Genomic DNA, 26,428 nt, shown 5'->3' with positions numbered 1-26,428 from the left:
TATCTCTCCTATCGGCCGCCGAAGCCGCCCAAGTTAATTCCGCGTGCCAGCTGCTTTTGCATCACGATGACGATCACCAGCGATGCGAGCACCGACACACTGGCCGCCGCCATGAGCGCACCCCAGTCCGTTCCGCGTTCGCCGCTGAACATCTGGAGGCCCAGTGGGATCGTGGCCTTGTCCGAACTGTTGATGACGATCAATGGCCACAGGAAGTTGTTCCAGTAGTCAATGAATGCGAAAGCGGCCACAATTGACAGTGGACCCCTCAACAGCGGCACAATCACCGACACGAGGATTCGCAGTTGTCCGGCTCCGTCGATCCTCGCAGCTTCCTCGTAGTCACGAGGAAGGGAGAGGAGAAACTGACGCAGCATGAAGGTTCCGAACGCTCCGAATGCGAACGGCATAATCAGCGCCACGTAAGTATCGACTAATCCCAGCTGATTGGCACCAATATACAGAGGGATAACCAGAACCTCCATAGGCAGTACCAGCGTCGCTAGGTATGCGGCGAACAACTGAAAGCGACCTTTGAATTCGATGCGTGAAAACGCGTAAGCGGACAGCACCGATACTGTGCATGCGATCAGAGCACCAATACCTGCAACAAAGAAGGTGTTCAGAATAATCCGCAGGAATGGCACTGCCGTGAAGACCAGCGAAAAGTTCTCCCATGCGATTCGTGAGCCGAACAGCGATCCTCCAGAGCTGAATATTTCAGCAGTAGGTTTGAGGGCGCTCGCGAACATCCAGATAAACGGGAAAACAAAGATTGCACCGACGATAAACAGACAGATGATCGAAACAATCCTGCTGATGCGTACCCTGCCGATAGTCATGCGCTTCTCACTGATCATAATTCACCCACTTTTTCTGTCCCGCAAACTGCACAGCGGTAATCAACATGACGATGACGAAGAGGACCCAGGCAATAGCTGAGGCGTATCCCAACTTGTCGTAGCTGAATCCCTGGTTGTACAGGTAAAGGACAATCGTTGTGGTTGAGTTTCCAGGCCCGCCCTTAGTCAGCATGTATGGCTGAGCGAAAATCTTGAACGCACCGATGAGCGTCATGACAGTACAGAAAAACAGTGCCGGCGACAGTAGCGGGAAGATCACTTTCGTGAAGCGTTGGACAGGCCCCGTACCGTCCACGCGAGCGGCCTCCAGCACCGAGGGGTTGATGTTGTTCAGCCCCGCACCGAGAACCACGATGTTGTATCCCACGACCTGCCACAACGACATCATGACAAGTGCAACCATTGCCCAGGTTTCGGACGCGAGCCATGCCGGTCCGGAGATTCCGAGAACCCCCAGGAAGGAGTTCACCACCCCATGTTCATCCAGCATCAGGCGCCACACCAGTGCGTTGGCCACCATCGGTGTCACAACGGGAATAAAGAAGATGACGCGGAAGAAACCTGCCAGACGGCCTCCCACACTCTGGAGCCATACGGCCACTAGTGTGGAGACAATCAGGTTAAGAGTCGTGTAGAAAATGGCGAAGATCGCCGTATTCAACAGGACCCGAAAGAATGCAGGATCTGACCCATTGAGCAGATTCACGTAGTTGCTGACACCAACGAAGGTGGGAGAACCGTAAAGCTGCCAGTCAAAAAGCGAGATAATCAGCGAGAACACCAAAGGCAGAACGATGAAGAGGAAGAACCCCGTCATTCCAGGCGCCAGATACGGAAACGCCTTTGGATCCCACCGTGATGTTCCCTTCGGGACCTTGGCAGGGACCCGAGTCTTTGTGAGTTGAGTAGCCATGAATCTACCCGTTACTTAATGGAGTTCTCTAATGAAGTGAGAATTTCCTGTGCAGATTTCTCGCCGGTGTAGCCGTTTGATACGTTTTGTGTGAACTCGACTTCAAGTTGCTGCCAGTTCTCCGTTGTTTCGTAGGTCTTGGCATTTTCGGTCATGTACTTGACGATCTCGACATCGTTCGGATCCTTGCCTTCTGCCCAACCGTCGAATGCTGCGTCAATGGCGGGAACGTTTCCGTGCGACCGAGCAACATAGCGCATCACATCCGGAGTGGTCATCTTCATGATGTTCTGGAAGGCTGTCTCTTTATCAGCGCATTTTTCAGAAATTCCGAACCCTGATCCCTGCACCATGCCAATCGACTCTCCACTGCGCGATGGAACGACTGCCATTCCTACTGACAGTCCCTCGGTGCTGACGAGCGAGTCATAAACCCATGGGCCATCAATAATCATTGCAGCTTTGCCGGCACGGAAGGTCTGTAGTTGGATATCTTCAGCATCTGCAGCCAGCGGCGCTTTCATCACTTTGTGTTTAGCGGCAAGGTCAAAAACGTCCTGAATAGAATCGACTGTGGTCTGCTCAGTAAGCTTGAGCTCTCCGTTTTCCACGACGGCCCCACCATTGGCGTAGACAATCGAAGCTGGCGTCTGGAAGATGGGCGGAATGGACACTCCATAGACATCACCATTCGTCAATGCCTTTGCATCCGCAACGAACTGATCCCACGTGTAGTTCTTTCCTGGATGTTCAAGACCGGCCTGGTCGAACAGGTCCTTGTTGTAGTACAGGATCAGCGGCGCTGCGTCATAAGGAATCGCGCGAAGCTTCCCATCAACGGTAAGTCCCTTGAGCATTGCTTCGTTGTAGGCGCTCATATCAACGTTATTGCTGGCGACCAACTCATCGAGGGGAGCGAGCAGTTCCTTCAGCTCCTGTGCGCGTGCGGCCTGAGTGGTCAAAATGCATGGTGCGTCTGAAGCACTCATTCGGGTTTTGACTTTTGTCCAGTAGTCTTGGAACGACGGGCCTTCCATTTCGAGGTTGAATTCGGGATCTGATTCTTTGACACCGTCGACGAACGCCTGCCACTGTGCACGGTCAGATTCGTTGGAGATCCACGTGTACATTGCATTCGCACTGTTGGAGGATGACCCTCCACCGCACCCGGTCAGGGCGAACACGCCGATCAATGCTGCCACACCGATTGCAGAGCCTATCCGCTTCATCATTACTCCTTTGTTAACACTGTCATCTTCGACCAATCCGAAAAGCAAAAGAAACTTTCCGTTAACGGTAACGGTATCAGCAATGAGCTAACAAACACAAGCCGAAAACGATTGTCCCTGTTAAACCCAAATTCTAAAGAAAGATCACCATCTCTAAAACTCGCATTGATGCAGGTCACAGTCACTTCATAAGCCCCCAACCCTCAGATGCTTCCACACATCCAAACACACCACCTCTTGCTGTGCAGTACCTCTAGCAAGAGACAAATGGAAACCATTCTCGAAAAACTGCGCGATTTGTCGCAACTTTTGGGAGGCTCAGACGATATTTTTTCCTCTCAAATGAAGCGTCAGGATTGGTGCCGGCAGACACTTGTGACGACGTTTCGAAAAAAAACGAATCTCAAAGTAAACAAAAAAACATAAAAACCATAACGAAAAAGCCACGGCTCTCCTTTCATTTGAGAGAAGAAACGTGACATTAACGTTCTCGACGGGGCAGAACACAGCACAGCACTCCCCCGCTTCGCAGGTACGTGAATTACTTGCGTCTGATCAGGGAAATATCGCGTGCCGCACCCGTCGATGCGGAGGTCGCAGTAGCGGCATACAGCTTCAGTGCGCCTGAGACCTGACGGTCACGATTGACAGGCGTCCACGGATTCTCGCGGCGTTCCTGCGTGGCGCGGCGACGCTCAATTTCCTCGTCGGGCACATCCAGTGACAGGACTCCCTCGTTGACGTCGATGATGATCCGGTCACCATCCTCAACCAAGCCGATCAAGCCGCCAGCAGCAGCCTCGGGGGAGATATGTCCCACCGAGATGCCGGACGTGCCACCGGAGAAACGGCCATCGGTTATCAGCGCACATTCCTTGCCCAGACCGCGCCCCTTGATAAACGAGGTGGGATAAAGCATCTCCTGCATTCCCGGCCCACCTGAGGGCCCCTCATAACGGATCACCACGACGTCACCGGCTCGCACCGTCTTGTCCAGGATCTTCTCGATCGCCTCTTCCTGCGACTCCATGACCCGCGCCGTTCCTTCAAAGTGGAACAGGGACGGATCGATACCTGCGGCCTTAATGATGGCACCCTCAGGAGCAAGGTTGCCCGTCAGCACCGTCAGTCCACCCGAGGCCGTGTAGGCATGCTCGACATCGCGAATGCAGCCTTCCACAGTATCTAGATCCAGTTCAGTCCACTGATTGGACGTTGAGAACGGTTCGGTGGTGCGCACGTTGCCGGGAGCTGCGTGCCACAGGGCGATTGCTTCATCAGTAGCGTGCCCGCCTCGAACATCCCAATCTGCCAGCCATTGCTCCAGGGACGGGGAGTGAATGGCGTGCACCGTGTGACGCAGGAAGCCCCCACGATCCAGCTCGCCTAGGATGGCCGGGATGCCGCCGGCGCGGTGGACATCTTCCATGTGGTAGTCGTTGTGGTTCGGCGCAACTTTTGACAGACACGGTACGGTGCGCCCCAGCTCAGCAATATCCGACAATGTGAAATTGACCTTTGCTTCAGCGGCAGTTGCCAGCAAGTGCAGCACAGTATTGGAAGATCCGCCCATCGCCATGTCCAGGCTCATGGCGTTCCAGAATGCATCCCTCGTCGCAATAGATCGCGGGAGAACAGAGTCGTCCTCGTCGTTGTAGTAGCGCTGGCACAAGTCAACGACGAGACGACCGGCACGCTCGAACAATCCGCGTCGCGCGACCTGAGTAGCCAGCGTGGAGCCGTTGCCGGGAAGGGACAGTCCGAGTGCCTCAGTCAGCGAGTTCATCGAGTTAGCAGTGAACATACCCGAGCATGAACCGCACGTCGGGCACGCGAGACGTTCGATCTGGCCAAGCTCATCGTCAGAGACTGCATCGTTGGCAGTTGCGTTCATGACGGTGATGAGGTTGCCGTGACCGCTGTGCGACGGTCCGACAATGGCGTCTTCAGGAATGTTCTTGCCTGCTTCCATCGGACCGCCGGATACAAAGACCGTCGGAATGTTGAGGCGCATCGCTGCGATCAGCATGCCGGGCGTGATCTTGTCACAGTTGGAAATGCACACCATTGCATCGGCACAGTGTGCGTTCACCATATACTCGACCGAATCCGCGATCACTTCGCGTGACGGCAGGGAGTACAGCATGCCGCCGTGTCCCATAGCGATGCCATCATCAACGGCGATCGTGTTGAATTCCTTGGCGACGCCACCGGATTTTTCAATCTCAGAAGCGACCAGCTGGCCGATGTCCTTGAGGTGGACGTGGCCGGGAACGAACTGGGTGAAGGAGTTGACGACGGCAATGATCGGCTTGCCAAAGTCAGAATCTCCCATTCCGGTTGCGCGCCACAGCGCGCGAGCGCCCGCCATGTTGCGTCCCTGAGTCGACGTTGCTGAACGAAGCTGTCGAGCCATCAGTACCCCTCCTCCTGGTGTTGTTCTTAGCCTAGAGAGTTCTTGGTGACAGTGCGTCAGGAGGGCCACAGCGTGGACAGTGAGGTGACCACCACGTTGCCGTCAGGTAAACAAGGTCGGTTTTTCCAGTGACGTGAGTCACAGAAAAGAGGAGGGTCTTGTCTCACATAGATTCACCCTTTACGTTCGTCAGGGGGTGAGACTTATGTCCCAGGGAATGGGAATGACTTTTGGCCAGCAAACGGCCGCTGCCGGGATCGTCAGCGAGTGTTTCGATACTACGCGCACAGCTTTCGCTGACTGCGCGAACACGATCCAGTGCAATTCGTCGCGCGTCACAGGCTCAGGAATGAAAGATTTTATGGCGGCAGTCAATTCCATCGGGGAATCGGCTGCCAGTCTTTCTGAAGCGCTCAGCAAGCACGCGCAGGCGCTGACCACCGTTGACCAGACGACTGCGGCGACTGAATCGCACACCACTGGAACCTTCAATCCGCGCATCTCCACACGTCTAGGATCGTAATGAGCACCACATCTTTAATTTTCCACGATGATGCCGCCCAGGCTATGCAGCAGGCGTGCAAAGCAGCTTCGCTCACTTTTGCGCAAGACTCCCGCGCAATGGCGGCAGATGTGCTCTCAACTGTCCACGATTGGGTTGAAGGCTCCGAATCCCGCGTCTCCCATGACCAACACCTCGACAAACTGACAGACCACGCCCGCACCATCAGTGACGTTCTGAAGGCCGCATCGTCATCGGTTGATCGCGTCCGCACCCTCGCCCATGAAACTGAAACGAAGAATGTCGCAATTTTGGATTAGGAGCATCCCCCATGCCCAGTCATGATTTTGAGGTCGATATCGAAGCCCTCATTACGGCCGCCCAGAAAACGAGCGAAGCAGTTCAGCTCAAAAAAGACAACGATATTTCCGACTACGTTCCTACCCAAGCTGATCTGGCCAATGACATCATGTGGTCGGCAGTTGATGAGTTTCAGTCACGGTGGGAACGCGGCATCAACAACATGACGGACGACATCACGGAAGTAGCAGGGCGTTTGGGCAAGGTCGCCTCGAACTACATTGATTACGACACGAAAGCGGCGCAGGAGATGTCACAACTCGCATCTGCAGCCGCCCAGCTGCCAGGGCTTGCAGGGAAGCAGTAAGCCATGGGAGTCGAGAATCAGGGTGCACCGGTTTTCACCATCGAAGGGAACGCGGGAGCCATCTCATCACGCGCCTCAACTGTACGTACGCGCAGCAGCGATTACTCAGAGATCGCCCGCGCGCTGGATTCGATTTCCACCGAGGGGTGGATAGGGCGTGCAGCTGATCGATTCCGGGAGCGTTTCAGCGTGGAGCCACAACGCTGGCAGGAAGCAAGTGGAGGATTCTCCTCAGCTGCTGGCGCGTTGGATTCGTACGCGGACAACCTGACTCATGCGCAGGACAGTGCTGCGGCATGCCGCGCGCTCTACGAAGAAGGCAACCGGGTCACCGAGCAGGCACGCGCAGCTTATGAAGCTGAGGTCGCCAGGGGAATGCAGGAGAAAGCTGCCTGGGAGGCAGTCAACGGGTTCGGCACCTTCGCAGTGACAATCGCGCCCTTTGTTGACCCTGGTGAACCCATGCGCCAAGATGCGATTAATACATTTAATCAGACTGTCGCCAGCCTGGACGAATGTGCGCAGGCATGCGCACAGACGATCCGTTCCGCCTGCGAGTTTGCACCCGCAAAACGCAACTGGCTGGAAAGTGGACTGGCGTTCGTCGGTGGCATCCTCGTCGGCGCCGGTGAGGCAGTCGGTGACCTCCTCAACCTCATCACAGGCCCTCAAGGTTTCATGCTGGACAGCCTCACGAAACTGGCGACCGGCGACCTCACACCCGACGAAGCGGTTGCCAAGCTCCAGCTTCCTCTGGATGACGTCTCCGCGATGCTAAGCGCGCTGAAGAAGGATCCGCTGGAGTTTGGCAAGCAAATCGGCAAGGGAGTCCTGGACTGGGACACGTGGGCCGACGATCCTGCCCGTGCAGTTGGACACCTCGTGCCTGACGTCGCGATCGCGCTCCTCACCGCCGGCAGCGGTACGGCTCTGACCAAAGGCACGTCAACTGCGGGACATGCACTGAACAGCCTGGACGATATCGAGGACGGGGCACGAGCTCTGCGCGGCCTGGATAGTGCGGGTGACGGTGCACGGGCGCTGGGCAAGCTGGACGATATTGGCGACGGTACTCGAGCGCTCAACGCGGCCGATGATATTTCCGACGCATCACGCACTGCTCGTCTGCTTGATCATGCAGATGACCTGTCGGATTCCTCAAGGGGAATCCGAGGTGCCGATGATCTGGCTGACGGCGCCCGGGCAGCTGATTCAACCCACGATGCCCTCAATGTGGCTGACGACGTCGTATCAACCGACCACATCGAGCCGGTATCCGTCGTCGAAGATCTCCCCTACCAGGATTCTCGCCCCTCCCTCCGTAAAGGCGTCCCAGAGCAAGTCTGGCAAAATGCGGTGGAGGATTCAGTGGACGGAAAGGTGCGTGACCCCCTGACGGACACGGTCATGGAGTGGGAGCCGGGACAACCCCGAAAGGGCGTCTGGGACATGGGACACCGGCCTGGACACAAGTACTCCGATATGCATGAGCTGTACTTGAAAGGTGAGATGACACCACAAGAATTCCGCGACTGGTATAACGATCCTGCAAACTATCGCCCTGAGTTACCATCATCAAACAGGAGCCATCGAGCTGAGTAGATTGCATGGGAGCGGGTATGAAAATCTCTCTAACAGCGCGCTTGAAAACCGCCGACGAGTTCTTCGGGCAATTCACTGACGGCGACGAACGCGAGGCGTTCGACGGTCAGGCACTGATCTTTTCGGCTCTGGCCAACACTAAAAGTCCCGATCGCTACGACATAGCTGATTTCCTCCTGGAGCGTGACTGCGCATTGACCCCGGCAGGCTCGGAAGCGAACTCGCCCCTGCATGTCCTGCTCTCATCCAGAAAACATGATCTGCACCGTGACCTCAAATTGGCGCGCATTTTTCTTGATCGCGGCGTCGACATCAATCACCGCAACGCAAACAACGAGGTCGCTTTCGCATGGCTCGTCGATCTGCCTTTCACGGACGACGAACTTGCCGACCTTTATGACCTGTGGTTTTCTTCGCCGCATCTGCTCGACTTCACCGCCAGCTCATCGCATTATCGCGCGTGCCCCCTCGACGCTCTGGCCCGCATTGAGTACCGCGCCACCCTCGCCCGACGTGTCCAGTCCTACATCCGCGAACGCTACTGCCCTGCGGCCGACTCCCTCGGCACGTGCCGGGTGGGAGCTGATGGTCAGGGACGCCCTGTTTCCCGCTGTATTCGCGAACAACCGTCGGCCGACGACGATTCGGGCTGGCTGTTTATTCATGAGGGCGACGACGCGCGACAACCGAAAAACGTCGCAACGGAGATCGTCCCACTGAGTACGATTGTTGCCAGCACCCCCGTGGTGATGTCAGTGCTGGGAATGCCGAGCGGCACGGACGTTCGCATCGTGAAAGGATCAGTAGGCACCACCATTGTGGAGACGACAACTGATCGGCTCGTTCCGGGCACGTGGCCTTTTGTTCACGAGACATCTGAAGGAGCATCAAGCTGATGGCTGATACGCAATCCCCCGAGATCCCCGAATTTATCCCCAAGTCCGGCGCCTGCCTGGTGACGAACACGATCCTGTCGGGTGAAGGTCGTCTGAAGTGGTGCGTGCGAGAGGAATCGGCCCGCCCCGAAGACAACGGGTGGCGTTTCTTCTCCCATATCGACACTGATGAGTACCTGGCTGATCCCTCGAACTTCACTGTTATCTCGTTCAATCACGCAATCAGAATTGAGCCTGCGGTGATGGGCCTGTACGACCTGCCTGTTGGCACGGACGTGCAGCTGGTGGTTGATGAGAAGGGGCGGCGTTTTATGGACAACGAAACAGGCGACGTCGTCATAGGGCCAAGCTCTGACGGTGATTCACCAGAAGATACCCACGAGGACTAAAGCCCCTGCACGTATTGACGCATCGACTCACCCTCGTTACTGTGGCACGTACATAGGAGCACGGCTGCCGAATGGCCTGCAGAACCGCCGACTCGAGGAGACATCGTGGACTCGACACGACACATCGCACGACACCGACTATTTGCTTCCGGAATTTTGGCACTCTCGCTCATCGCAGCGGGCAGCTCATCATTTGCCGCTGAACAAGACGAGCAGCTTCCCCTCGGCCCCACTGTCACCCGTACCGATACGGGACCAACCGGGTACGAGGTAACGTTCCGCTACGAGGCGCCCGCATATGTCGATTCCGTGCAGATCTATGGTGAATGGTTCTTTTCTCAACCTGATCGCATCACCACTCTGGGAGGCGGAGAACACCGCATTCCCGCATTGTGGCAGCCAGGGGACGTTCCCAACGCCCCATGGAAACTTCTGGAGATGAATCAGGGCGATGATGGTATCTGGGAACTGAAGGTGCCCCTTCCCTCAGGTACTTTCAGCTATTCATTCACCCATGAGTGCCCGCCGATCGCCGTCGATTCGTGCCAACGTCACGCAGATCCTGCGAACCCGGGGATGGCGGCAGAGCTGCCGGCGTATTCATCTCAGAGCCTGTCGCAGGTCTTCGTGCCGGAGAATCCCAATTATCCGACCTACGACAACGCCTATCAGGCGCCTCGCCCAGCCGATGAGATGGGGACGTTCGTCCATGAAACATACGACACGCATTATTCGCTGGCGCCTAAAGGCGCGCACCCGCTGTCCATCTATCTACCCCGCGGATATGATCCGGATCGTGCAGAACCTTACCCCGTGATGTACCTCAGCCACGGTTTCGGCGGAAATGACACCGACTGGTTCACTCAGGGGGCAGCACCCTACATCCTTGAAAACGCCATTGACGAGGGGGCAGCGGAGCCTTCCGTCATCGTGGCAACAAACTTTAACGGCCTGGGCGTTGACAGCCTGGTGCTGTCAACTTCCTATGGGCACGACATGGTGGAAAACGTCATCCCATTTGTGGAGGATCACTTCAATGTGTCGACTGAAGCCAAGGACCGGGCCTTTGCCGGCCTGTCACTGGGCGGTGCACGCGCCATTGAGCTGCTGACGAAGTATCCGGGCACATTCGAGTATTACGGTCTGTGGAGCGCAGGCAAACTCAGCTCGACATTTACCTGCGCTGAACGTGAGAACATTGCAGCGTTGCGTGGCACCATCCACGTGGGAACGGGCCTGCAGGACCACCTGTTCTTCATCTCCGAATCATCCCCTGCACGGGCCGAATCCTTGCGAAATATCGGTGTTGACGTCGCTGAGTTCAACCTGCCCGGCATCCATTCGTGGGATATCTGGCGCGCAGAGCTCAACGACTTCATCCGCAACGTCGCATTCAAGAAAGACCTGTAGGAAACGATCTCACGCTCACAGCACATGAAGTGACTGCACAAAGGGCGGGGAGCCTGTTTTTTCAGACTCCCCGCCCTCAGTGATAAGGCCACCCTCGTCCATTACCGTCGGTGGCAGCGCCGGTATTCAGCGCGGCACCACCTCGCCTATCGCGGTGAATAGCGGTGGAGGTGACCAGTCAGCGTTACTTCACCAGGCGGGCCCCTTCGACCAGTGCGGCAAGCTTGGCCCATGCGATCGACGGGTAGATGCGTCCACCCAGACCACAGTCCGTCGAGGCAATCACGCGATCAGAGCCCACGATGTCCACAAAACGCTGGATGCGTTGGGCCACCAGCTCGGGATGCTCGACCACGTTTGTGGAGTGGCCGACCACACCAGGCACAAGTACCTTGTCATCTGCCAGCTTCACGTCCTGCCACACGGTCCACTCATGTTCGTGGCGCGCGTTGGCAGCCTCGAATGAGAAGTAGCGTGCCTTCGCCGTCAGCACGTTATCAACGATCTCGCGCAGTGGGATGTCCGTAGTGTGAGGTCCGTGCCATGAGCCCCAGCACAGGTGCAGGCGCACCTGCTCTTCCGGGATACCTTCAAGCGCAAGGTTGAGCGCATCGACTCGAGTCTGAACGAACTCACGGTAATCCTCGTAGGTGGGAGCAGGGTTGACCTGGTCCCAGCCTTCGGCCAGTGAGGGGTCGTCGATCTGCACGATAAAGCCGGCATCAGTGATCGCCTTGTATTCCTCGTGCAGGGCGTGCGCGCAGGCTTCCAGTACTTCTTCTTCAGTGCTGTAGTACTCGTTGCCGATGCGGGCAGCCGACCCGGGTGCGACCGATGCAATGAAGCCGTTGCCGCGGTCGATCCCGTTCTTGTCCAGTGCGTGCGTCAGGCCTTCGACGTCATGACGGACGGCATCTGCACCGATGTAGGTCAGAGGACCGGTGATGACGGGGAACGCCTCGGGGCCCTGATCGGTGGCGATGTGAATGCCGGAAGCCGGATCTGAGTAGGCGTCGGAAAATGCCTGCCAGTCGCGACGTTCACCGAATGATGCCAGCTTGACTTTGCCACTGGAGGGCGCAGGCTCAACGCTGAATTGGGGATCTGTCCGCAGGTCAAGTCCACCCAGGCGGGTAAAGGAGTAAAACCACCATGCACCGTAATCGACTGTCTGGGTCATCATGTGGCCGTACTCGCCGTCGTTGACCACATCCAATCCAGTCTGGTATTGGCGGGTCACGACTTCGTCCACGCTTTCCTGCAGAAGCGCTATGAACGCTTCCTCGCCCATTCGCTCACGCTCTGCATTCGCCCGGAGCAGTTCCGGGGTCCGCGGAAGCGAGCCAACGTGCGTTGTACGAATAGTCATGTTTATCTCCTCGTTAACGAGTTCAGTGCGCCTCCCGATTGACGCGCACCCCCCTAAAGTACAGAACTTCAGATGAATAATCGACGAGCATCCCACCAGATGGGCGCCACTTCCTCATTTCGTCTAGACCACTTATCCTGTGGTGTTGCCGTTAAAGTCGCGCTAACGTGTCATCCGTGCCTGTGATCACGATTATTGAACATGAAGAAGACGTCGATGCGCGCCGTCTCGTCTCCGCGCTCGATGACCTTGGAGCCTCGATACAACTGGTGCGCCCGTGGAACGGTGAGGACGTTTCCAGCGCCCTGCCGCCCGACGGTTCCGACCTCCCCGCGCCTGATGCCATCGTCGTCCTCGGCGGGCGAATGAGCGCCTATGATGACGAGCGCGCCCCGTGGCTGCCTGATGTCCGCACTCTGCTGGTGCGTTGCATGAACGAGGGAGTGCGCACGCTCGGTATCTGTTTGGGACACCAACTGATCGCGCGAGCGGCCGGCGGCTCGGTCGCCTGCTCAGATCCACAGTTCCACGAGATGGGAATCGTGCCTGTCGAGTGGGAGGCGCCCTTCGAGTCTGACGCCGCCGTTCCGATGACCCCGGTCGCTTCGGCTACAGGTGCAGCCATCATGGTGCCAGCGGTAGCTGACCAACTCAGTAACGCGATGGACGAGGGTGGCCCGTGGATCCGTCTGGTCGATGATCTTTCACGTATACCCGTTGTCTTTGCTGACCATAATGATGCGATTGACGAGCTGCCTGCGCAGGCTCGCGTCCTTGCACGCTCTGAGCGGTGTATCCATGCGATCGCGGTAGGGTCGCACGCCCTCGGCGTGCAATTCCACCCGGAAGTGGATCGCGCGTGGGTGGAGCAGTCCCTGTCAACCAGTGGCCTCAGTCAAGACGATGCGAACCAGATATTGGATGATTTTGACAGGCATGAGCGCGATATCGTCGCGGGCTGTCGGCGCCTCGCACAGTGGTTGGTCAGCGGCCTGTAAGCGCGTGTCTTTCAGCGGCCGACAGCTCTCAATTCCCGTCGGCCCTCAATTCCCGAATGGCGAGGCGCCTGCTTGCGACCCGTCACCCCTGCGCCCCCGCGGAATGCTGCGGCGGGTTGGTTCTTGCCTGGCTGGTTGTGTCGTGGTCTTGTCGCGGGGTGGAGCAGTGATCGGATCATGGTCTGTGTGCTGCACGATGCCCTGGATTTTAGGCTCCATCGTGCACAAGCCCCTAGATCTGAGGGCTGTGTGTGCACGAACCCCTAGATCAACAGCGGGCGGGGCCACCCTCGAAAATGAGAATGCCCGGTGACCTGCATGTTCACAACCGCGGTGAAATGGGCGGGTGTGAGATCTAGGGGATTGTGCAAAAAGGAGCGAAAATCTAGGGGAATGTGCACCCGTGGAGGCTAGATCTAGGGGAATGTGCACTCGCGAGGGGGTAAACCCAGGGCATCGTGCGCGCAGGCACGCAGATATCAGGACGCGCCGCCTGCCCGGCTCACTCAACACAGATACCAGGACGCAATGCCTACCCTGCTCACTCAGTTTCGGCGTGACCTGCAGGTTCTGCGCTTCCCATGTTGTTGGCGGAGTCTGCGTGCTGGGCGAGGGAATTCGTATCCTCACTGCCACGGAAGACCACGAACTTCCACCACACAAATTCTCCTACCCCGTTGAGGACCATCGTCGCCGCTTTGATCAGGACTTCGCTCACCCCAGCATTGGCGACCACTTGGCCTAGCCACGCAGTGATCGGGATGAAAAAGACGTAGAACAGGGCCACCTTCGCCATGGCGATCGGAACATTGTTGGCTGATCGGAAGGTGTAGCGCCTGTTGAGCGTGAAGTTCCAGATCACTGACAAGATAATTGAGATGACGTGTTTCCAGTCATAAGGCAGCGGAGTCAACCAATCCAACAGCAGGTAAGACACTGCCTCGATCACGCCTGCGCTCAACGAGAGCAGCACGAACATAACGGCCTGGACTTTCGTCGATCGTTGTGCCATCATCATCACCCACGATTCAGAAGCGAAAAGATTTTTTTATTGGCTGGGTAGATCTTGCGGTACGCGTCGTACTGGCGTGCATAGGTCTGAGCCAGTTCGCGGCGCGGCTCGAAGCGAGCGTGCACTGTCACCAAGCGCCGCGCACTTTCCACGGTCGGAGTGATTCCCGCACCGACCGCGACAAGCAGCGCAGCCCCGACAGCGCCGGCATCCTGCGGATTCTCCGTCACTTCAACCGGACGGCCCACAATGTCAGCAAGAATCTGCGCAGTCACATCAGACAACGCTCCGCCACCGACAAAGCGCACAACCGATGAAGTCATGACCTTTTTTTCCTGAGTTTCGATGAACCAGCGCATGTGGTAACACACGCCTTCGACGACGGCACGCATCAGCTCCGTCTTGCCGGTATTCAATGAAATATTCATGAACATTGCGCGGGCGTTCGGATCCTCAAACGGACACCGGTTGCCATGCAGCCACGGAGTGAACAGCACTCCCCCCGCACCGGGTTCACTGCGGGAAATGACTTCCGACATGTAGTCATACAGGCTGCGGAAACGGGCCTCCATCCCCTCGCATACACTGTGCTTATCCAGGTAGACGTTAATTTCGTCGAGGGCCAGATGGTCCTTCACCCACTCCAGGCACTTACCTGCCGTCTCCAGCTCAGCAAAGTAGTGGTAGCGCGAGGGGTCCGCACCGACAACGGTTGCAATCATGGCACTCAAATCCACCGCGCGTTTATCCGTGACGGTACCGACCCACCCTGACGTGCCCATATACACGTGAGTATCGTGCAGCTCGGTCGCACCGGCTCCTACACCGATGAGCGAAGCATCGCCGCCACCGGCATACACCGGTGTCTCTTCAGGCAAACCGAGTTCGTCGGCAGCCTCGGCAAGGAGCGGACCGACCACATCGGTGCTGGCCACAATCTCGGGCATATGGGCGGGATTGACGTGAAGAGCCCGCATCACTTCGGGACTGAACCGTCCCTTCCGAGCGCGCACGTCATATAGAAGCGTGGCGAAAGCCGAATCGTGACTCATGACGAACTTGCCGGTCATCCGTGCAATGATCGCTTCCTTAGCGTCCAGCCACTTATAGGCACGCGCGAACGCTTCGGGCTTGTTGCGGCGCACCCAGTGGTATTTCCACACAGGATCTTTCACGGAAGCCGGTGCCGCACCCGTATGGTACAAGGCTTTGGCCAATATCCCCGCGTTCACACCTGAAATGCGCGGCGCCTTCCCACCGATCAGTCGCATCTCAACGCTGGCACGCTGATCCATGTAACTCATCGCCGGGCAGACCGGGCGCCCTCGTCGGTCAACCATGACGAGGCACTGCATCTGCGCGCAAAAACTGATGCCGGTCAGTGTTGCGCACTGCTCAGGATGGTCGCGGGCAATCTGTCGGGTGGTCTGAACGATTGCCTGCCACCATTCGTCAGGATCCTGCTCAGCTCCCCCATCAGGCAGAACATGCAGTGAGTACGATGCCGAAACTGAGTCGATGATACGAATTCGGTCATCAATCTCGAACAGGCATGTCTTGACTCCCGACGTCCCAACATCGTATGCCAGCACGGTTATCACTTGTGGTTTCCTCCTTCAGGCACTTGCAAGGCGGAAATGAGGAATTCACGTGCGCCCGAGGCAAGCTCGGCATCACTCATCCCGGGGACATACAGCAACGCGCGCTGAATGTGATAGTCACTGGCTCGGGCATACTGCAACGACATCATGATGTTGTCAATGAAGAACGCCAGCGTGCTCGAATCGATATCGGTGCGAATCTCACCTGTTTCCTGCCCTTCGGCAATGAGTTCGCGGTACATCCTGAACGTTTCGCCTTCAAGCTGATCCACGCTTTCTGCCACGATCTCAGCGCTTCCGGTGGCTGTCAGTTCGCAGTACAGGCGTACCAGGTCACGATGCGTCGACGCCGAGGTTACCGCCAGTTCTGCGAGGGCACCGATGCGAGTCAGTGCGGAGTCTCCCTCGTCTGTGATTGCGAGCAGGGCGGTGCGCAATTCGTCCTGGGCGCGTCCGACGACATACATGAAAATGTCGCGTTTGGTGTCAAAGTAGCGGAACAGCGCTCCCACGGAGATGCCTGCACGCTCGGCAATAGTGTTCGTGTTGGCCGTGGCGTAGCCGTGTGCGGCGAATTCGGCAATGGCTGCTCGCTCAATCCGTTCGCGTTTTTCCGGTGCAAGCGCCTGGAACCGCTTCATTGCGGCGTTAACCATGACTCCTCCATGAGTGCTGTAACAGCTCACCTTTGCCAAGAGATTACCACGCGGAAAGCTGCGTGATATGATTTTGGACGAAAACATGAGTGCGTACTCACTGCACGTAGAAACCGGCGAGGAGGCCGCTGTGGATATGAATCGACCTGGAATTGACCAGGTGATACATGAGCTCGACTCATTGATCGCACAACCTATCTATTCCATTAAACCGTCGGCACTGGCCGCTTACGAGCGCGATTACTTTGATGCGAAGTGCCAGAAATCCAAGGAGATGATCGGGGAAGCCCAGCAGTACATCCCCGGCGGCGTTCAGCACAATCTGGCGTTCAACTATCCGTTCCCGCTGGTGTTCACGAGCGCAAAGGACGCAACACTGACTGACCTGGACGGCAACACGTATTACGACTTCCTGCAGGCAGGCGGACCAACGGTGCTGGGGTCGAATCCAGAGTCCGTGCGTGAAAAAGTCATTGACCTGCTCAACACGTGCGGCCCATCCACCGGCCTGTTCCATGAATACGAATACCGGCTGGCTAAACTGATTTCCGAGTTGTTCGACAGCGTCGATATGTTCCGCATGTTCAACTCCGGATCCGAGGCATGTGCGGCTGCGTCACGTATCGCACGCCTGGCTACGAAGAACAAATTCATCATGAAGATGGGTGGCGGCTACCACGGTTGGAGCGATCAACTGGCATACGGTATTCGCGTGCCTGGCTCGAAGTGGACACAGGCCAAAGGCATCCCGCTGGCTTCGATGAAGTACACGCAGGAATATTTTCCCGGTGATCTCAAGGATGTCGAGCGCACCCTGATGGCCAACAAGCTGCGCGGCGGAACCGCTGCCATTTTCGTTGAGCCGGTCGGCCCTGAAAGCGGTACGCGCCCCGTGTCGATGGACTTCCTGCACGGCCTGCGCCGCCTGGCAACCAAGTTCGGCGCACTGTTGATTTTTGACGAGGTTGTCACCGCCTTCCGCCTGTCCGAACACGGCGCGCAAGGTCTGATGGGGATCCGCCCGGATCTGACTGTGTTTGGCAAGGTCGTCGCAGGCGGCTACCCCGGAGCCGGCGGTGTCGGTGGTCCCACCAAGTACATGCGCTACCTGTCGGCTGGTATCCAAAGTGGCGACAAGGTCAAGAAGGCGCTCGTTGGCGGTACTCTCGCGGCCACACCGCTGAGCGCCCTGGCCGGCTACTACACCGTCAAGGAGATCGCTGAAACTGGTGCCTGCGAGAAGGCGACGCGGGCTGGCAACCGCTTGACCGATGGTCTGCGTGCCCTCATCAAAAAACATCGTCTGCCGTTCGTCGCCTTCAACCAGGGGTCGATCTGTCACCTGGAGACAGTGGGGACGATGCACTTCTCGATCAACTGGACGAAACCGTGGACGATCCCTCACGTCCTGAAGGAGACATCGGCTCGGAAGAAGGAGATGGAGCATATGGGCGCCGCCTACATGGCTGAAGGCATCGTCACGTTAGCCGGCTCGCGCCTGTACACCTCGGCTGCGTACTCCGATGAGATGATCGACGACGCGCTCACCCGTTTCGACCGTGTCTTTGACCAGGTCACGAAGCTATGAGCGCGCCGGATTTCGGACCGGGCCACGTGGTGCCCGAGCAGGTTCCCCTGACCGCGAGTCCACGCGAGGACGTCATTGCTTTGTCTCACGACCTGCTCGATCATGGCCTGGTAGTGCGCACCTGGGGCAATGTCAGTGCTCGCGTTCGCGGTAATGCGTTCGTCATCACGCCCTCGGGCCGTTCATATTCCACCATGCAGCCCGAGGACCTGAGCGAAGTGGATGACGACGGTCAGGCTAGCAGCCCGTTCAAGCCGTCCTCGGAATACCCGATGCACGCCTTGTGCTACCGACTGCGAGCGGATGCTGCGATGGTGATTCACACGCATCAGCCCTACGCGTCGTCCTTGTCCGTCAGCCCCGAGAGCTTCAAGTTGTCCGATGAGCATGCTCGTCTGCTGGGTCAGGGTATCCTGCCGATCGCCAGCTACGGCCTGCCGGGTACGCACACACTCCACCACGGTGTTGAACAGGTTCTGTTTGATCACCCCGATGTGAATGTCGTGTTGATGCGTGCTCACGGCGCGCTGGTGTGCGGCACCAGTAAGTCCGACGCTCTGGCCCGCGCGACCCGCCTGGAGCAGGTGTGTCGTGAGATTTACGAGGGCCTCGTGCCCCAATCTCTGACCGAAGCGGAGCTGGCGCCCGATGCTGACGGCGTGGTCATGTCGCGCCGTACCGGCACCCCACCGGATTCGGCAGGGCAGATCGAGTATTTCACGCGCGATCTTGAGGGCCAGTTCGTGCCCTGCTCCCCGTCAACTCTGACTGTCAGGCTGCATGAACAGTGCTATGCGAAACGTGAGGATGTGACCGCGATCCGCGTGTGCACGGATTCGCAGGTCAGCACGTTCTTCGGACGTACGTTGACACCGCACCTGGACGATTTTGCCCAGATCGTCGGCCTGCGCGCTGACAACAGGCTCGGCTCGAATGTCGTCCTCTTGTCGCGTGCCGCATTGTGTCTGGGAATTGACGAGGGCGACGCTGCCGCCATCGAATACGTGTTGGAAAAGAATGCGCGTGCTGCTCGAATCGCTGAGATCACTGGCGAGGCGGGGTTGTCAACGTTTGATTCCCTCTTGATGAACGTGGTGTACCGGCTGAAGTACTCCAAGCGGGCCAGTCTCCCAAGTACTGCTCATCGCTCTCATACTCAGTAAAATTCATTACCCACTCACACAACTCCATGTTGGCTACTAACAGCCAGACGCTAAATCGTCTTCGACATTTGCGGCCGCTTATTTCAGATCACTGTTGGGAATCAGTGAAAAACAGAGATAGCCAGCAAACAAACCGAAATTCCACGCTAACATCCTCTTGCACATCTTGAGCTAAACGCGCGATCCGCAAGCGGCTTTAATTGTCCATCCGAATAATTGCGAGACTATTACGATCACCCCATCTTTAGTGGAACAGATCTCACTCTCGCCGCAAGCGAGTACAATCAGTCATGCTTGCGCAAGAAGTCATTACACGAGGCCATAAGGGAGTGGCCGCCGAGATTTTCAACGCAAGCCTCACCCTTTCAAATATTCATTACGACGAAGTAGATTGAGGTTGATCATGAGAAGGTCTACGCGGTGGATTAATGCAATCGTTGCCATTGCGAGTATGAGTTTCCTCGTAACCGCATGCAGCGGCGGAGGAACAGCCAACCAGGCTGAGTCCTCAGCTTCGAGCGGTTCAGACAATGCAACAAAGTCCGACAAGGACTACTCCATTGCAATCGTTCCCAAGGACGCAACGAATCCTTGGTTCGTGCGAATGGAACAGGGCGTCAAAAAGTACGCCGAAGATACAGGGCTCAACGTCTACCAAAAAGGCCCTGCAGAAACTGATGCAACCATGCAGGCTCAGGTCATTCAAGACCTTATTGCTCAAGGTGTAGACGCAATTGGTGTGGTTCCCGTCGACCCCGGCGCAATCGAGCCGGTTCTCAAGGAAGCAATGGATGCGGGAATTGTTGTTGTGACGCACGAGGGCGCGTCACAAGAAAACACTATGTACGACATCGAGGCATTCGACAACGACGCATATGGCGCATTCATTATGGATAACTTGGCCAAGGCAATGGGCGAAGAAGGATTGTACACCACCATGGTTGGCCATGTGACAAACGCATCTCACAACGAATGGGCGGATGGCGGAGTCAAGCATGCCCAAGAAGCCTACCCAAAGATGAAATTGCTTGAAGCCGAGCCACGAGTCGAATCAACCGACAATGCAGAAGGAGCATATCAGGCGGCAAAAGAGCTACTGAAGAAATACCCAGACCTCAAAGGCATTATGGGAACATCCTCTTTCGACGCACCCGGAGTTGCGCGCGCGATTGATGAGCTTGGACTTAAAGGCAAGGTATTTACCTCTGGTACTGGAATGCCCGCCACAAACAAAGACATCCTTGACAGAGATCTTGTCTCAGCTTTGACACTTTGGGATCCCGCAGATGCTGGATACGCAATGGCCTCCCTTGCCACCAAGATTCTGAACGGAGAAGAAATCAAGGACGGCGTCGATCTTGGGGTACCCGGCTACGAAGAAATGCACTTCGCAGCGGGGTCAGACAAAGTTCTCCAAGGAAAGTCTTGGGTGACCATCACGAAAGATAACGTCGACGACTTCGGCTTCTAATCCGCGAACTCAACGAGCAAATCGTGGCAGGCGGAATCGACTGCTTCTTGTTCAGCCGATTCCGCCCTGTCCGGAACCCAATCTGACTAGCAGTCCTATAAGACGCGAAAAAGTGTTGTTCATACTACATCTAGGGGGCAAGTAATGGATGAATATCCAATAGTTGCACTACACAAATTATGCAAATCCTTTGAGGGCGTACAGGCCCTTAAAAATATCGACTTTTCTATATACCCTGGTGAAATACACTGCCTTGCCGGAGAAAATGGTTCAGGAAAGTCAACTCTGATCAAAGTCATTTCAGGCGTTCACTCCCCCGACAGTGGTACTATCGAATTTGGCACCGAAAAAGTCCGTAAGATTTCTCCGCACGAAGCAATCGCGCACGGAATACAAGTCATTTACCAAGACTTCTCGATATTTCCAAACTTAACAGTTGCTGAAAATTTAGCCCTAAACGCTCAAATTGCATCTGGTAAGAAAATCGTGAAACCTCGTGAGATCCGCCAGGTTGCAAGAGAAGCTCTCGAGAGAATTGGAATTACACTCGACATAGACGCTCGAGTATCAGAACTATCAGTAGCAGACAAACAACTGATAGCGATCGCCAGAGCTCTTGTGTCTGACGCCAAGCTCATCATCATGGATGAGGCTACTACTGCGCTCACACGAAACGAAGTCAAGACACTATTCAAGCTTATTCTCGATTTGAAGCACCGGGGAATAGCGATTCTGTTTGTCTCCCACAAGCTAGAAGAGGTTTTCGAAATCGCAGAGAAGTTCACGATTCTTCGAAGCGGTGAGAAAATAATCACCTGCCAAAGCAAAGAACTTGACAGACGGTCTTTTTCAAAGTACATGACTGGCCGTGACTTTGATGAACAGAAGTTTCACTCGGACAACGTCAGCGAAAAGATTTCACTCAAAGTATCCAATTTATCTAGTCAAGGCAGCTTTCGCGACATATCTTTTGACCTACACCAGGGAGAGATTCTCGGCGTAGCGGGCTTACTTGGATCAGGTCGAACCGAGCTTGCAAGAGCATTGTTTGGTCTCGACCCAGTAACAGGTGGATCTCTTGAAGTATCAGGGAAGAACCTGAAAATCAAGTCGGTAAGCGACGCAGTCGAAGCCGGAATTGCATACGTTCCAGAAGACCGACTTTCTGAAGGGCTCTTTCTCACACGTTCAATTGGAGAGAACATCGTTGTCAGCGTCCTTGAGAAGTTCTCGACTCACTTCGGTTTCCTTAACAAGACAAAAATGGCACGAGAAGAAAAAGAGTGGGTTAAGGAACTTTCTATTGCGACCCCTGACCCGAGCTTCGCAGTTAATACTCTTTCAGGCGGAAACCAACAAAAAGTAGTGCTAGCCAAGTGGCTCGCTATCCACCCTGAGATTCTAATTTTAAACGGACCCACCGTGGGCGTCGACATTGGATCGAAGTACACCATCCACGCCTTCATCAAGCGTTTAGCAGATTCTGGAATTTCAATTCTGATGATTTCTGACGATTTGCCAGAGCTCTTGGAAACATGTAACAGAATTCTTGTCATGAAAAAGGGGCGTATCGTCGCGTCCTGTGACACACATTCCACAACTCAGATCGAATTAAATTCTATGATTTCTGACGAGATTTCGGAGATCGAATCATGACAACGAAACTATTCAACAAACTTAAACGCTCTAACGAGTTTTATGTTTTTCTAGTATTATGCGTGATTGCGGTGATTATTCAGGCTCGAAGTGGTCAGTTCTTCACGCTAAATAACATCGTAGACCTCATTAATGCCGCAATCGTTCCTTGCCTTTTTGGAGTCGGTGCACACCTAGTGCTCATCTCAGGTGGCATTGACGTTTCTTTTCCGGCTTTAGCGTCTCTTGCAGTATACGCAAGCACTCGCCTTCTGGTGGATCACTCATTCAATGGCGGCATTGCAATTCCTTTTCTACTTGCCATTGTCTTTGGGGCTCTACTCGGAGCTTTCAACGGAGTGTTTTGCTCACGATTGACTGTTCCAGTGCTTATTGTCACCTTAGGAACGGCAAACGTCTTTTCGGGCTTCATGCAGGGCGCTCTCAATTCTGTGCAAATTCCTAATATTCCGTCATCAATGAAGGAATTTGGAAGTGAACCACTATTTATTGTGGAAAATAAGAGTAGCGGTCTTACTTCCGCAATGCCTAAGAGCATCTTGATTTTAATTGCTGTGCTTTTTGTAGCATTTGTGATTACCCGATACACAACATTTGGCCGCTCTCTCTACGCTATCGGAGGAGATGAGGCCGCTGCCGTGCGAGCAGGTGTCACTGTCCGGCGCGTCAAGTTTGTCTTATACATATTGGTCGGCGTGATTGCGGCATTGGCTGGTATGGCTCGTACGTGCGGTATGGGCCAGATGCATCCAACGAACTTGCTTGGAATGGAAATGATGGTTATTGCTGCGGTCGTGTTGGGCGGCACGTCAATTACCGGCGGCACGGGTTCACTGACGGGGGTTGTTCTGGGAACGTCTCTCATCGTTGTCGTACAAAACTCAATGATTCTTACCGGTATTCCTACCTTCTGGCAGCGCTTTGCTCTTGGACTGCTCATCGTAATTGGTACCGGTGTTTCCGCTGTCCAGGTGATGAGAGAACATCGTCGGAAAGCATGCATAGTGGAGGGAGAGTGAGATGTTGAAGCAGGTTGAAATGAAGTCTCCAAGCATACTCACCAAGGTTCAGGACTTCTTCAAGAAGGATCCGTACATCGCCCGGCTTTTTGTAGTCTTCCTCGCCGTGAGTCTTTTCTTCGCGATTATTAGAACCGACTCGTTTCTGAGCCTTCGCACGTGGACATCCATGGCAGTCCAATTTCCTGAATATGGTCTAATGGCTCTGGGCGTACTAGCTACAATGTTGACAGCAGGAATCGATTTGTCTGTTGTTGGAATCGCCAACGTGACAGCGATCAGCACCGCTTTGATCCTGCGTTCGGTCATGCCAACTTCGGATTCTGGCGGCAGCGCCACACTATCGATTCTCCTAGCATTTGGTTGTGCACTTGTAATTGGAACGCTGTGTGGACTTCTAAACGGCATTCTCGTCGCTTACGTAAGAATTCCTGCAATTCTTGCAACTCTTGGGACCTTGGAACTGTTCAGCGGCATCGGGATCATCCTCACCGCAGGAAAGCCAATCTCCGGGCTGCCTAAGGCGTTTGGCCAAGTCTTTTCTTTCAAGTTATTCGGTGTTATTCCTGTTTCCTTGTTGATATTCGTGGTATGTGCACTCATTATGGGCTTTTTGTTGGGATTAACCGGATTCGGCAAGAAAATACTAATGATCGGGACAAATGAGACTGCTGCCGTATTCTCGGCGCTAGAGGTGAAGAGTCTGCTTCTGAGAACCTATGTCATATCGGGACTGATGGCAGCAGTCGCCGGCATCGTGATGCTGGCCAATTACAACTCAGCCAAGGCTGACTATGGAGCCACCTACACACTATTGACCGTGCTCATAGTCGTGCTGGGGGGTGTCGATCCGAATGGCGGGAAAGGCCGTTTACTAGGCGTAATTGTTGCGATCGGCATCCTGCAGATGCTCTCATCAGGTCTGAACATGTTCTCAGGTATTTCCAACTTCTACAGACCGCTCATCTGGGGAGCTGTTTTGCTTGCCGTCATTTCTCTGAACAGTACAAAGCTTCGCAAGATACGTAAACCAATGAAGAAAGAAGAATAGACCATGTCCGCTGAAAAACAAGTCGTAGTCGGAGCCGATTTCGCAGGATTCCCGCTCAAAAGCGCTGTTGCAGATCACTTGCGCGAGCGCGGCTGGGAAGTCGTCGACATCACTCCTAGTGACGAAAATCTTCCTATGTATCACAGAGTAGGGTTCCGCCTTGGTGCAGAACTGGCCGAAGGAAACTTTGCCAAAGCCCTAGCCTTTTGCGGAACGGGGATGGGCATCCATATCGCAGCATCAAAAGTACCGCATGTCCACGCCGCGGTTGCCGAAAGCGTTCCAGCTGCCTTGAGAGCGGCTGCAGCTAACAATGCAAACTTGCTTGCAATGGGCGCTTTTTACATCGGTGCCCCACTGGGTATGGCGATGGCCGACGCCTTCCTTGAAGCTGAGCTGGGATCCGGCTACGAAAACTGGCCTGGATTTTACGAATATCACCACATAGGGTATCTCGAGTGCGAGAACTTCGACTATGAAGCCTATAAAGCGAACAACTTCGAAGTTGTCGATCCGATGGAAGCTACGTTGGGAGACCAGCCGATAGGTCTAGCCTACTAGCTCACATTTTCTTGGCATCAATCCTGATACGAAGCTTCTAGCAGCGTTGATTCACGTCTTATCAGCCGTCCAGGCAATCGATAGTGACTCACACTGCTAGAAGCTTCCAGGAGCATCGATACGGCCGTGCGCGCCATCTGCTCAACAGGCTGGCGAACCGTTGTTAAGGACGGTCTAAATAACTCAGCAAAAGGCGTATCATCAAAACCAGTGACAAGGACGTCCTCGGGAACGCCAATTCCCTGATCCTTCAATTGTTTTATCGCGCCTACTGACAGCAGATCGCTGAAACAAACCAACGCATCTGGAAACAAATTCGATGCAAGCAAAGTCTCAACAGCTTCCGCTCCGCCACTAATTGAATGTTCTCCCTCAACAATAAGTTTCCTAGGCAGACAAACGTCATAAAAGCGACAGGCTTCTTCAGTCTCTTTCAGCCTCAGCATTGATGTAAGCTCAGTTTCCTTGCTGGTGACAACGCCGATCGTCTTAGCACCTGAGTCTTTGAGGTGCTTGATGACAGAGAACATAGATTGGCGTTCATCAATACCAACACCCGAAAACTTCGTGCATGTCGTGGGACGATCTAGCTGAATCAGAGGGATACCGGATGTGAAATCAGCAATTGATGGAGCAGACTTTACTTCATGACAAGGAACGATCAGTACACCGTCAACTGATCCAGACTCAAAAGCTCTTAATAGGCGCGCCTCTGTATCCAAGTTTCGACGGGAATCCGACAGATATAGGTAGTAGTTATTCTCGTATAAGACGTGTTCAACTTCCTCAACTAACCTTGTGAAAAATGGATTTGAGATGGATGGAACAATCATTCCAATCACCGAAGTCTTTGATAGGCGTAACGATCTAGCAATCGGATTCGTCTGGTATCCAAGCTCTTTCGCAGCTTTTTTCACTCGCTGCTGCGTGGCTGTCGAGATTAATGAAGCCTTAGCGCTCAGCGCGCGTGACGCAGTGGACTGCGAAACACCAGCTCGGCGCGCGACATCTGCCAAAACGGGGCGGCGCCGACCTTTCTGATCCATGTCACCAGTATAACGAGGAGGTCGTTGCTCATTCTGTTCTTCACTACATCTAATAGCTAATAAACACCACGAAAGTAAGTAAACGACAATTATTCGAATTCCTGTGCTACAGCTACCCCTAGCGCAACAACAAAACCTCCCGCTCTTGATTTTCCGATTTACTGGCGACCAAAATCTACGACTTATACACCACACTTTGGCTTTGTTCGCTTCGCTTCCAATTAAGAGCCTTCAGAAACCCGTTTACTTGGAGCGCAGAAAATTGTAGATATGGCTGTGCCCGGCAGCTGAAATACTCACCAAAATGCGAAATTGACAACTAACGTTGCCTACATCGAGCGGCCGTCTCC

Annotated in this window: 24 protein-coding genes; 15 read left to right on the top strand and 9 right to left on the bottom strand. The window is 55.0% G+C overall.

From position 1 onward, the window contains the following. Nucleotides 1-8: 8 nt before the first annotated feature. The 4 genes from BLT69_RS02835 to ilvD form a co-directional block, all read right to left on the bottom strand. Entirely contained in the window at nucleotides 9-860 is an 852-nt protein-coding gene (locus BLT69_RS02835) for a carbohydrate ABC transporter permease (RefSeq protein ID WP_058236281.1), read from the bottom strand. Continuing rightward, nucleotides 850-1,776, bottom strand: a complete 927-nt coding sequence (locus BLT69_RS02830) for a carbohydrate ABC transporter permease (protein ID WP_227469057.1) — start codon at nucleotides 1,774-1,776, stop codon at nucleotides 850-852. The genes BLT69_RS02835 and BLT69_RS02830 overlap by 11 nt, the downstream gene beginning before the upstream one ends. Nucleotides 1,777-1,787: 11 nt before the next feature. After that, nucleotides 1,788-3,008 (bottom strand): ABC transporter substrate-binding protein, encoded by a 1,221-nt coding sequence (locus BLT69_RS02825; RefSeq protein WP_227469055.1) that lies wholly within the window; start codon nucleotides 3,006-3,008, stop codon nucleotides 1,788-1,790. Between the two features lie 538 nt (nucleotides 3,009-3,546). Further along, the gene (gene ilvD, locus BLT69_RS02820; RefSeq protein WP_092648347.1) at nucleotides 3,547-5,421 is read right to left on the bottom strand and encodes a dihydroxy-acid dehydratase; all 1,875 of its coding nucleotides are present in this window, start codon (nucleotides 5,419-5,421) and stop codon (nucleotides 3,547-3,549) included. A gap of 205 nt (nucleotides 5,422-5,626) precedes the next feature. Between ilvD and BLT69_RS02815 the strand changes: the two genes are divergently transcribed. From BLT69_RS02815 to BLT69_RS02785, 7 genes are all read left to right on the top strand, one after another. Continuing rightward, on the top strand, nucleotides 5,627-5,944 hold the full coding sequence (locus BLT69_RS02815) for a hypothetical protein (RefSeq protein ID WP_070725059.1): 318 nt from the start codon (nucleotides 5,627-5,629) through the stop codon (nucleotides 5,942-5,944). Further along, on the top strand, nucleotides 5,944-6,243 hold the full coding sequence (locus BLT69_RS02810; RefSeq protein ID WP_070725057.1) for a hypothetical protein: 300 nt from the start codon (nucleotides 5,944-5,946) through the stop codon (nucleotides 6,241-6,243). Before BLT69_RS02815 ends, BLT69_RS02810 begins: the two co-directional genes overlap by 1 nt. A gap of 11 nt (nucleotides 6,244-6,254) precedes the next feature. Beyond that, nucleotides 6,255-6,590: a hypothetical protein gene (locus BLT69_RS02805; protein WP_058236276.1), complete on the top strand. Its 336-nt coding sequence runs from the start codon at nucleotides 6,255-6,257 to the stop codon at nucleotides 6,588-6,590. 3 nt (nucleotides 6,591-6,593) lie between these two features. Continuing rightward, the gene (locus BLT69_RS11025) at nucleotides 6,594-8,192 is read left to right on the top strand and encodes an HNH/ENDO VII family nuclease (protein ID WP_070725055.1); all 1,599 of its coding nucleotides are present in this window, start codon (nucleotides 6,594-6,596) and stop codon (nucleotides 8,190-8,192) included. A 17-nt stretch (nucleotides 8,193-8,209) separates the two neighbouring features. Next, entirely contained in the window at nucleotides 8,210-9,088 is an 879-nt protein-coding gene (locus BLT69_RS02795; RefSeq protein WP_157886324.1) for a DUF2185 domain-containing protein, read from the top strand. After that, nucleotides 9,088-9,477 carry a DUF2185 domain-containing protein gene (locus tag BLT69_RS02790; RefSeq protein ID WP_070725051.1) on the top strand — a complete coding sequence of 130 codons (390 nt, stop codon included), beginning with the start codon at nucleotides 9,088-9,090 and terminating at the stop codon, nucleotides 9,475-9,477. Before BLT69_RS02795 ends, BLT69_RS02790 begins: the two co-directional genes overlap by 1 nt. 105 nt (nucleotides 9,478-9,582) lie before the next feature. Then, entirely contained in the window at nucleotides 9,583-10,887 is a 1,305-nt protein-coding gene (locus tag BLT69_RS02785; protein WP_070725050.1) for an alpha/beta hydrolase-fold protein, read from the top strand. Between the two features lie 184 nt (nucleotides 10,888-11,071). Here the strand turns inward: BLT69_RS02785 and BLT69_RS02780 are convergent, their stop codons facing one another. After that, entirely contained in the window at nucleotides 11,072-12,256 is a 1,185-nt protein-coding gene (locus BLT69_RS02780) for a cobalamin-independent methionine synthase II family protein (protein ID WP_070725048.1), read from the bottom strand. 176 nt (nucleotides 12,257-12,432) lie between these two features. On the opposite strand from BLT69_RS02780, the gene BLT69_RS02775 reads away from it, so the two are divergent. Then, nucleotides 12,433-13,254: a type 1 glutamine amidotransferase gene (locus BLT69_RS02775; protein WP_157886323.1), complete on the top strand. Its 822-nt coding sequence runs from the start codon at nucleotides 12,433-12,435 to the stop codon at nucleotides 13,252-13,254. 541 nt (nucleotides 13,255-13,795) lie between these two features. On the opposite strand, the gene BLT69_RS02770 is transcribed toward BLT69_RS02775, so the two are convergent. Genes BLT69_RS02770 through BLT69_RS02760 form a run of 3 tightly spaced genes read right to left on the bottom strand, consistent with a single transcriptional unit; the run spans nucleotide 13,796 to nucleotide 16,523 of the window. After that, a complete protein-coding gene (locus BLT69_RS02770; RefSeq protein ID WP_227469053.1) occupies nucleotides 13,796-14,266 on the bottom strand; it encodes a GtrA family protein in 471 nt (156 codons plus the stop codon). 5 nt (nucleotides 14,267-14,271) lie between these two features. Next, nucleotides 14,272-15,867 (bottom strand): xylulokinase, encoded by a 1,596-nt coding sequence (locus BLT69_RS02765; protein ID WP_257525387.1) that lies wholly within the window; start codon nucleotides 15,865-15,867, stop codon nucleotides 14,272-14,274. Continuing rightward, complete coding sequence (locus tag BLT69_RS02760; protein WP_058236269.1) at nucleotides 15,864-16,523, bottom strand: TetR/AcrR family transcriptional regulator; 660 nt, start codon at nucleotides 16,521-16,523, stop codon at nucleotides 15,864-15,866. The genes BLT69_RS02765 and BLT69_RS02760 overlap by 4 nt, the downstream gene beginning before the upstream one ends. Nucleotides 16,524-16,659: 136 nt before the next feature. On the opposite strand from BLT69_RS02760, the gene BLT69_RS02755 reads away from it, so the two are divergent. The 7 genes from BLT69_RS02755 to BLT69_RS02725 all read left to right on the top strand — a co-directional run bounded on the left by BLT69_RS02755 (nucleotide 16,660) and on the right by BLT69_RS02725 (nucleotide 25,032). Then, nucleotides 16,660-18,111, top strand: a complete 1,452-nt coding sequence (locus BLT69_RS02755) for an aspartate aminotransferase family protein (protein ID WP_070725118.1) — start codon at nucleotides 16,660-16,662, stop codon at nucleotides 18,109-18,111. Then, entirely contained in the window at nucleotides 18,108-19,274 is a 1,167-nt protein-coding gene (locus BLT69_RS02750; protein WP_092648344.1) for a class II aldolase/adducin family protein, read from the top strand. The genes BLT69_RS02755 and BLT69_RS02750 overlap by 4 nt, the downstream gene beginning before the upstream one ends. A gap of 403 nt (nucleotides 19,275-19,677) precedes the next feature. Beyond that, a complete protein-coding gene (locus BLT69_RS02745) occupies nucleotides 19,678-20,745 on the top strand; it encodes an autoinducer 2 ABC transporter substrate-binding protein (protein WP_070725038.1) in 1,068 nt (355 codons plus the stop codon). Nucleotides 20,746-20,889: 144 nt separating this feature from the next. After that, nucleotides 20,890-22,401 carry a sugar ABC transporter ATP-binding protein gene (locus tag BLT69_RS02740; RefSeq protein ID WP_092648343.1) on the top strand — a complete coding sequence of 504 codons (1,512 nt, stop codon included), beginning with the start codon at nucleotides 20,890-20,892 and terminating at the stop codon, nucleotides 22,399-22,401. Beyond that, nucleotides 22,398-23,420, top strand: coding sequence for an ABC transporter permease (locus BLT69_RS02735; protein WP_092648342.1), 1,023 nt, complete (start codon nucleotides 22,398-22,400; stop codon nucleotides 23,418-23,420). The genes BLT69_RS02740 and BLT69_RS02735 overlap by 4 nt, the downstream gene beginning before the upstream one ends. 1 nt (nucleotide 23,421) lies before the next feature. Further along, the gene (locus tag BLT69_RS02730) at nucleotides 23,422-24,471 is read left to right on the top strand and encodes an ABC transporter permease (protein ID WP_371935797.1); all 1,050 of its coding nucleotides are present in this window, start codon (nucleotides 23,422-23,424) and stop codon (nucleotides 24,469-24,471) included. 3 nt (nucleotides 24,472-24,474) lie between these two features. Beyond that, entirely contained in the window at nucleotides 24,475-25,032 is a 558-nt protein-coding gene (locus tag BLT69_RS02725) for an RpiB/LacA/LacB family sugar-phosphate isomerase (RefSeq protein WP_092648341.1), read from the top strand. Nucleotides 25,033-25,049: 17 nt separating this feature from the next. Here the strand turns inward: BLT69_RS02725 and BLT69_RS02720 are convergent, their stop codons facing one another. Then, nucleotides 25,050-26,078 (bottom strand): LacI family DNA-binding transcriptional regulator, encoded by a 1,029-nt coding sequence (locus BLT69_RS02720; RefSeq protein ID WP_092648340.1) that lies wholly within the window; start codon nucleotides 26,076-26,078, stop codon nucleotides 25,050-25,052. Nucleotides 26,079-26,428: the final 350 nt, after the last annotated feature.

Origin of the sequence: Schaalia radingae (genome assembly GCF_900106055.1) — a bacterium.
Taxonomy (GTDB): domain Bacteria; phylum Actinomycetota; class Actinomycetes; order Actinomycetales; family Actinomycetaceae; genus Pauljensenia; species Pauljensenia radingae_A.
This window is presented reverse-complemented; position numbering and strand designations above follow the sequence as displayed.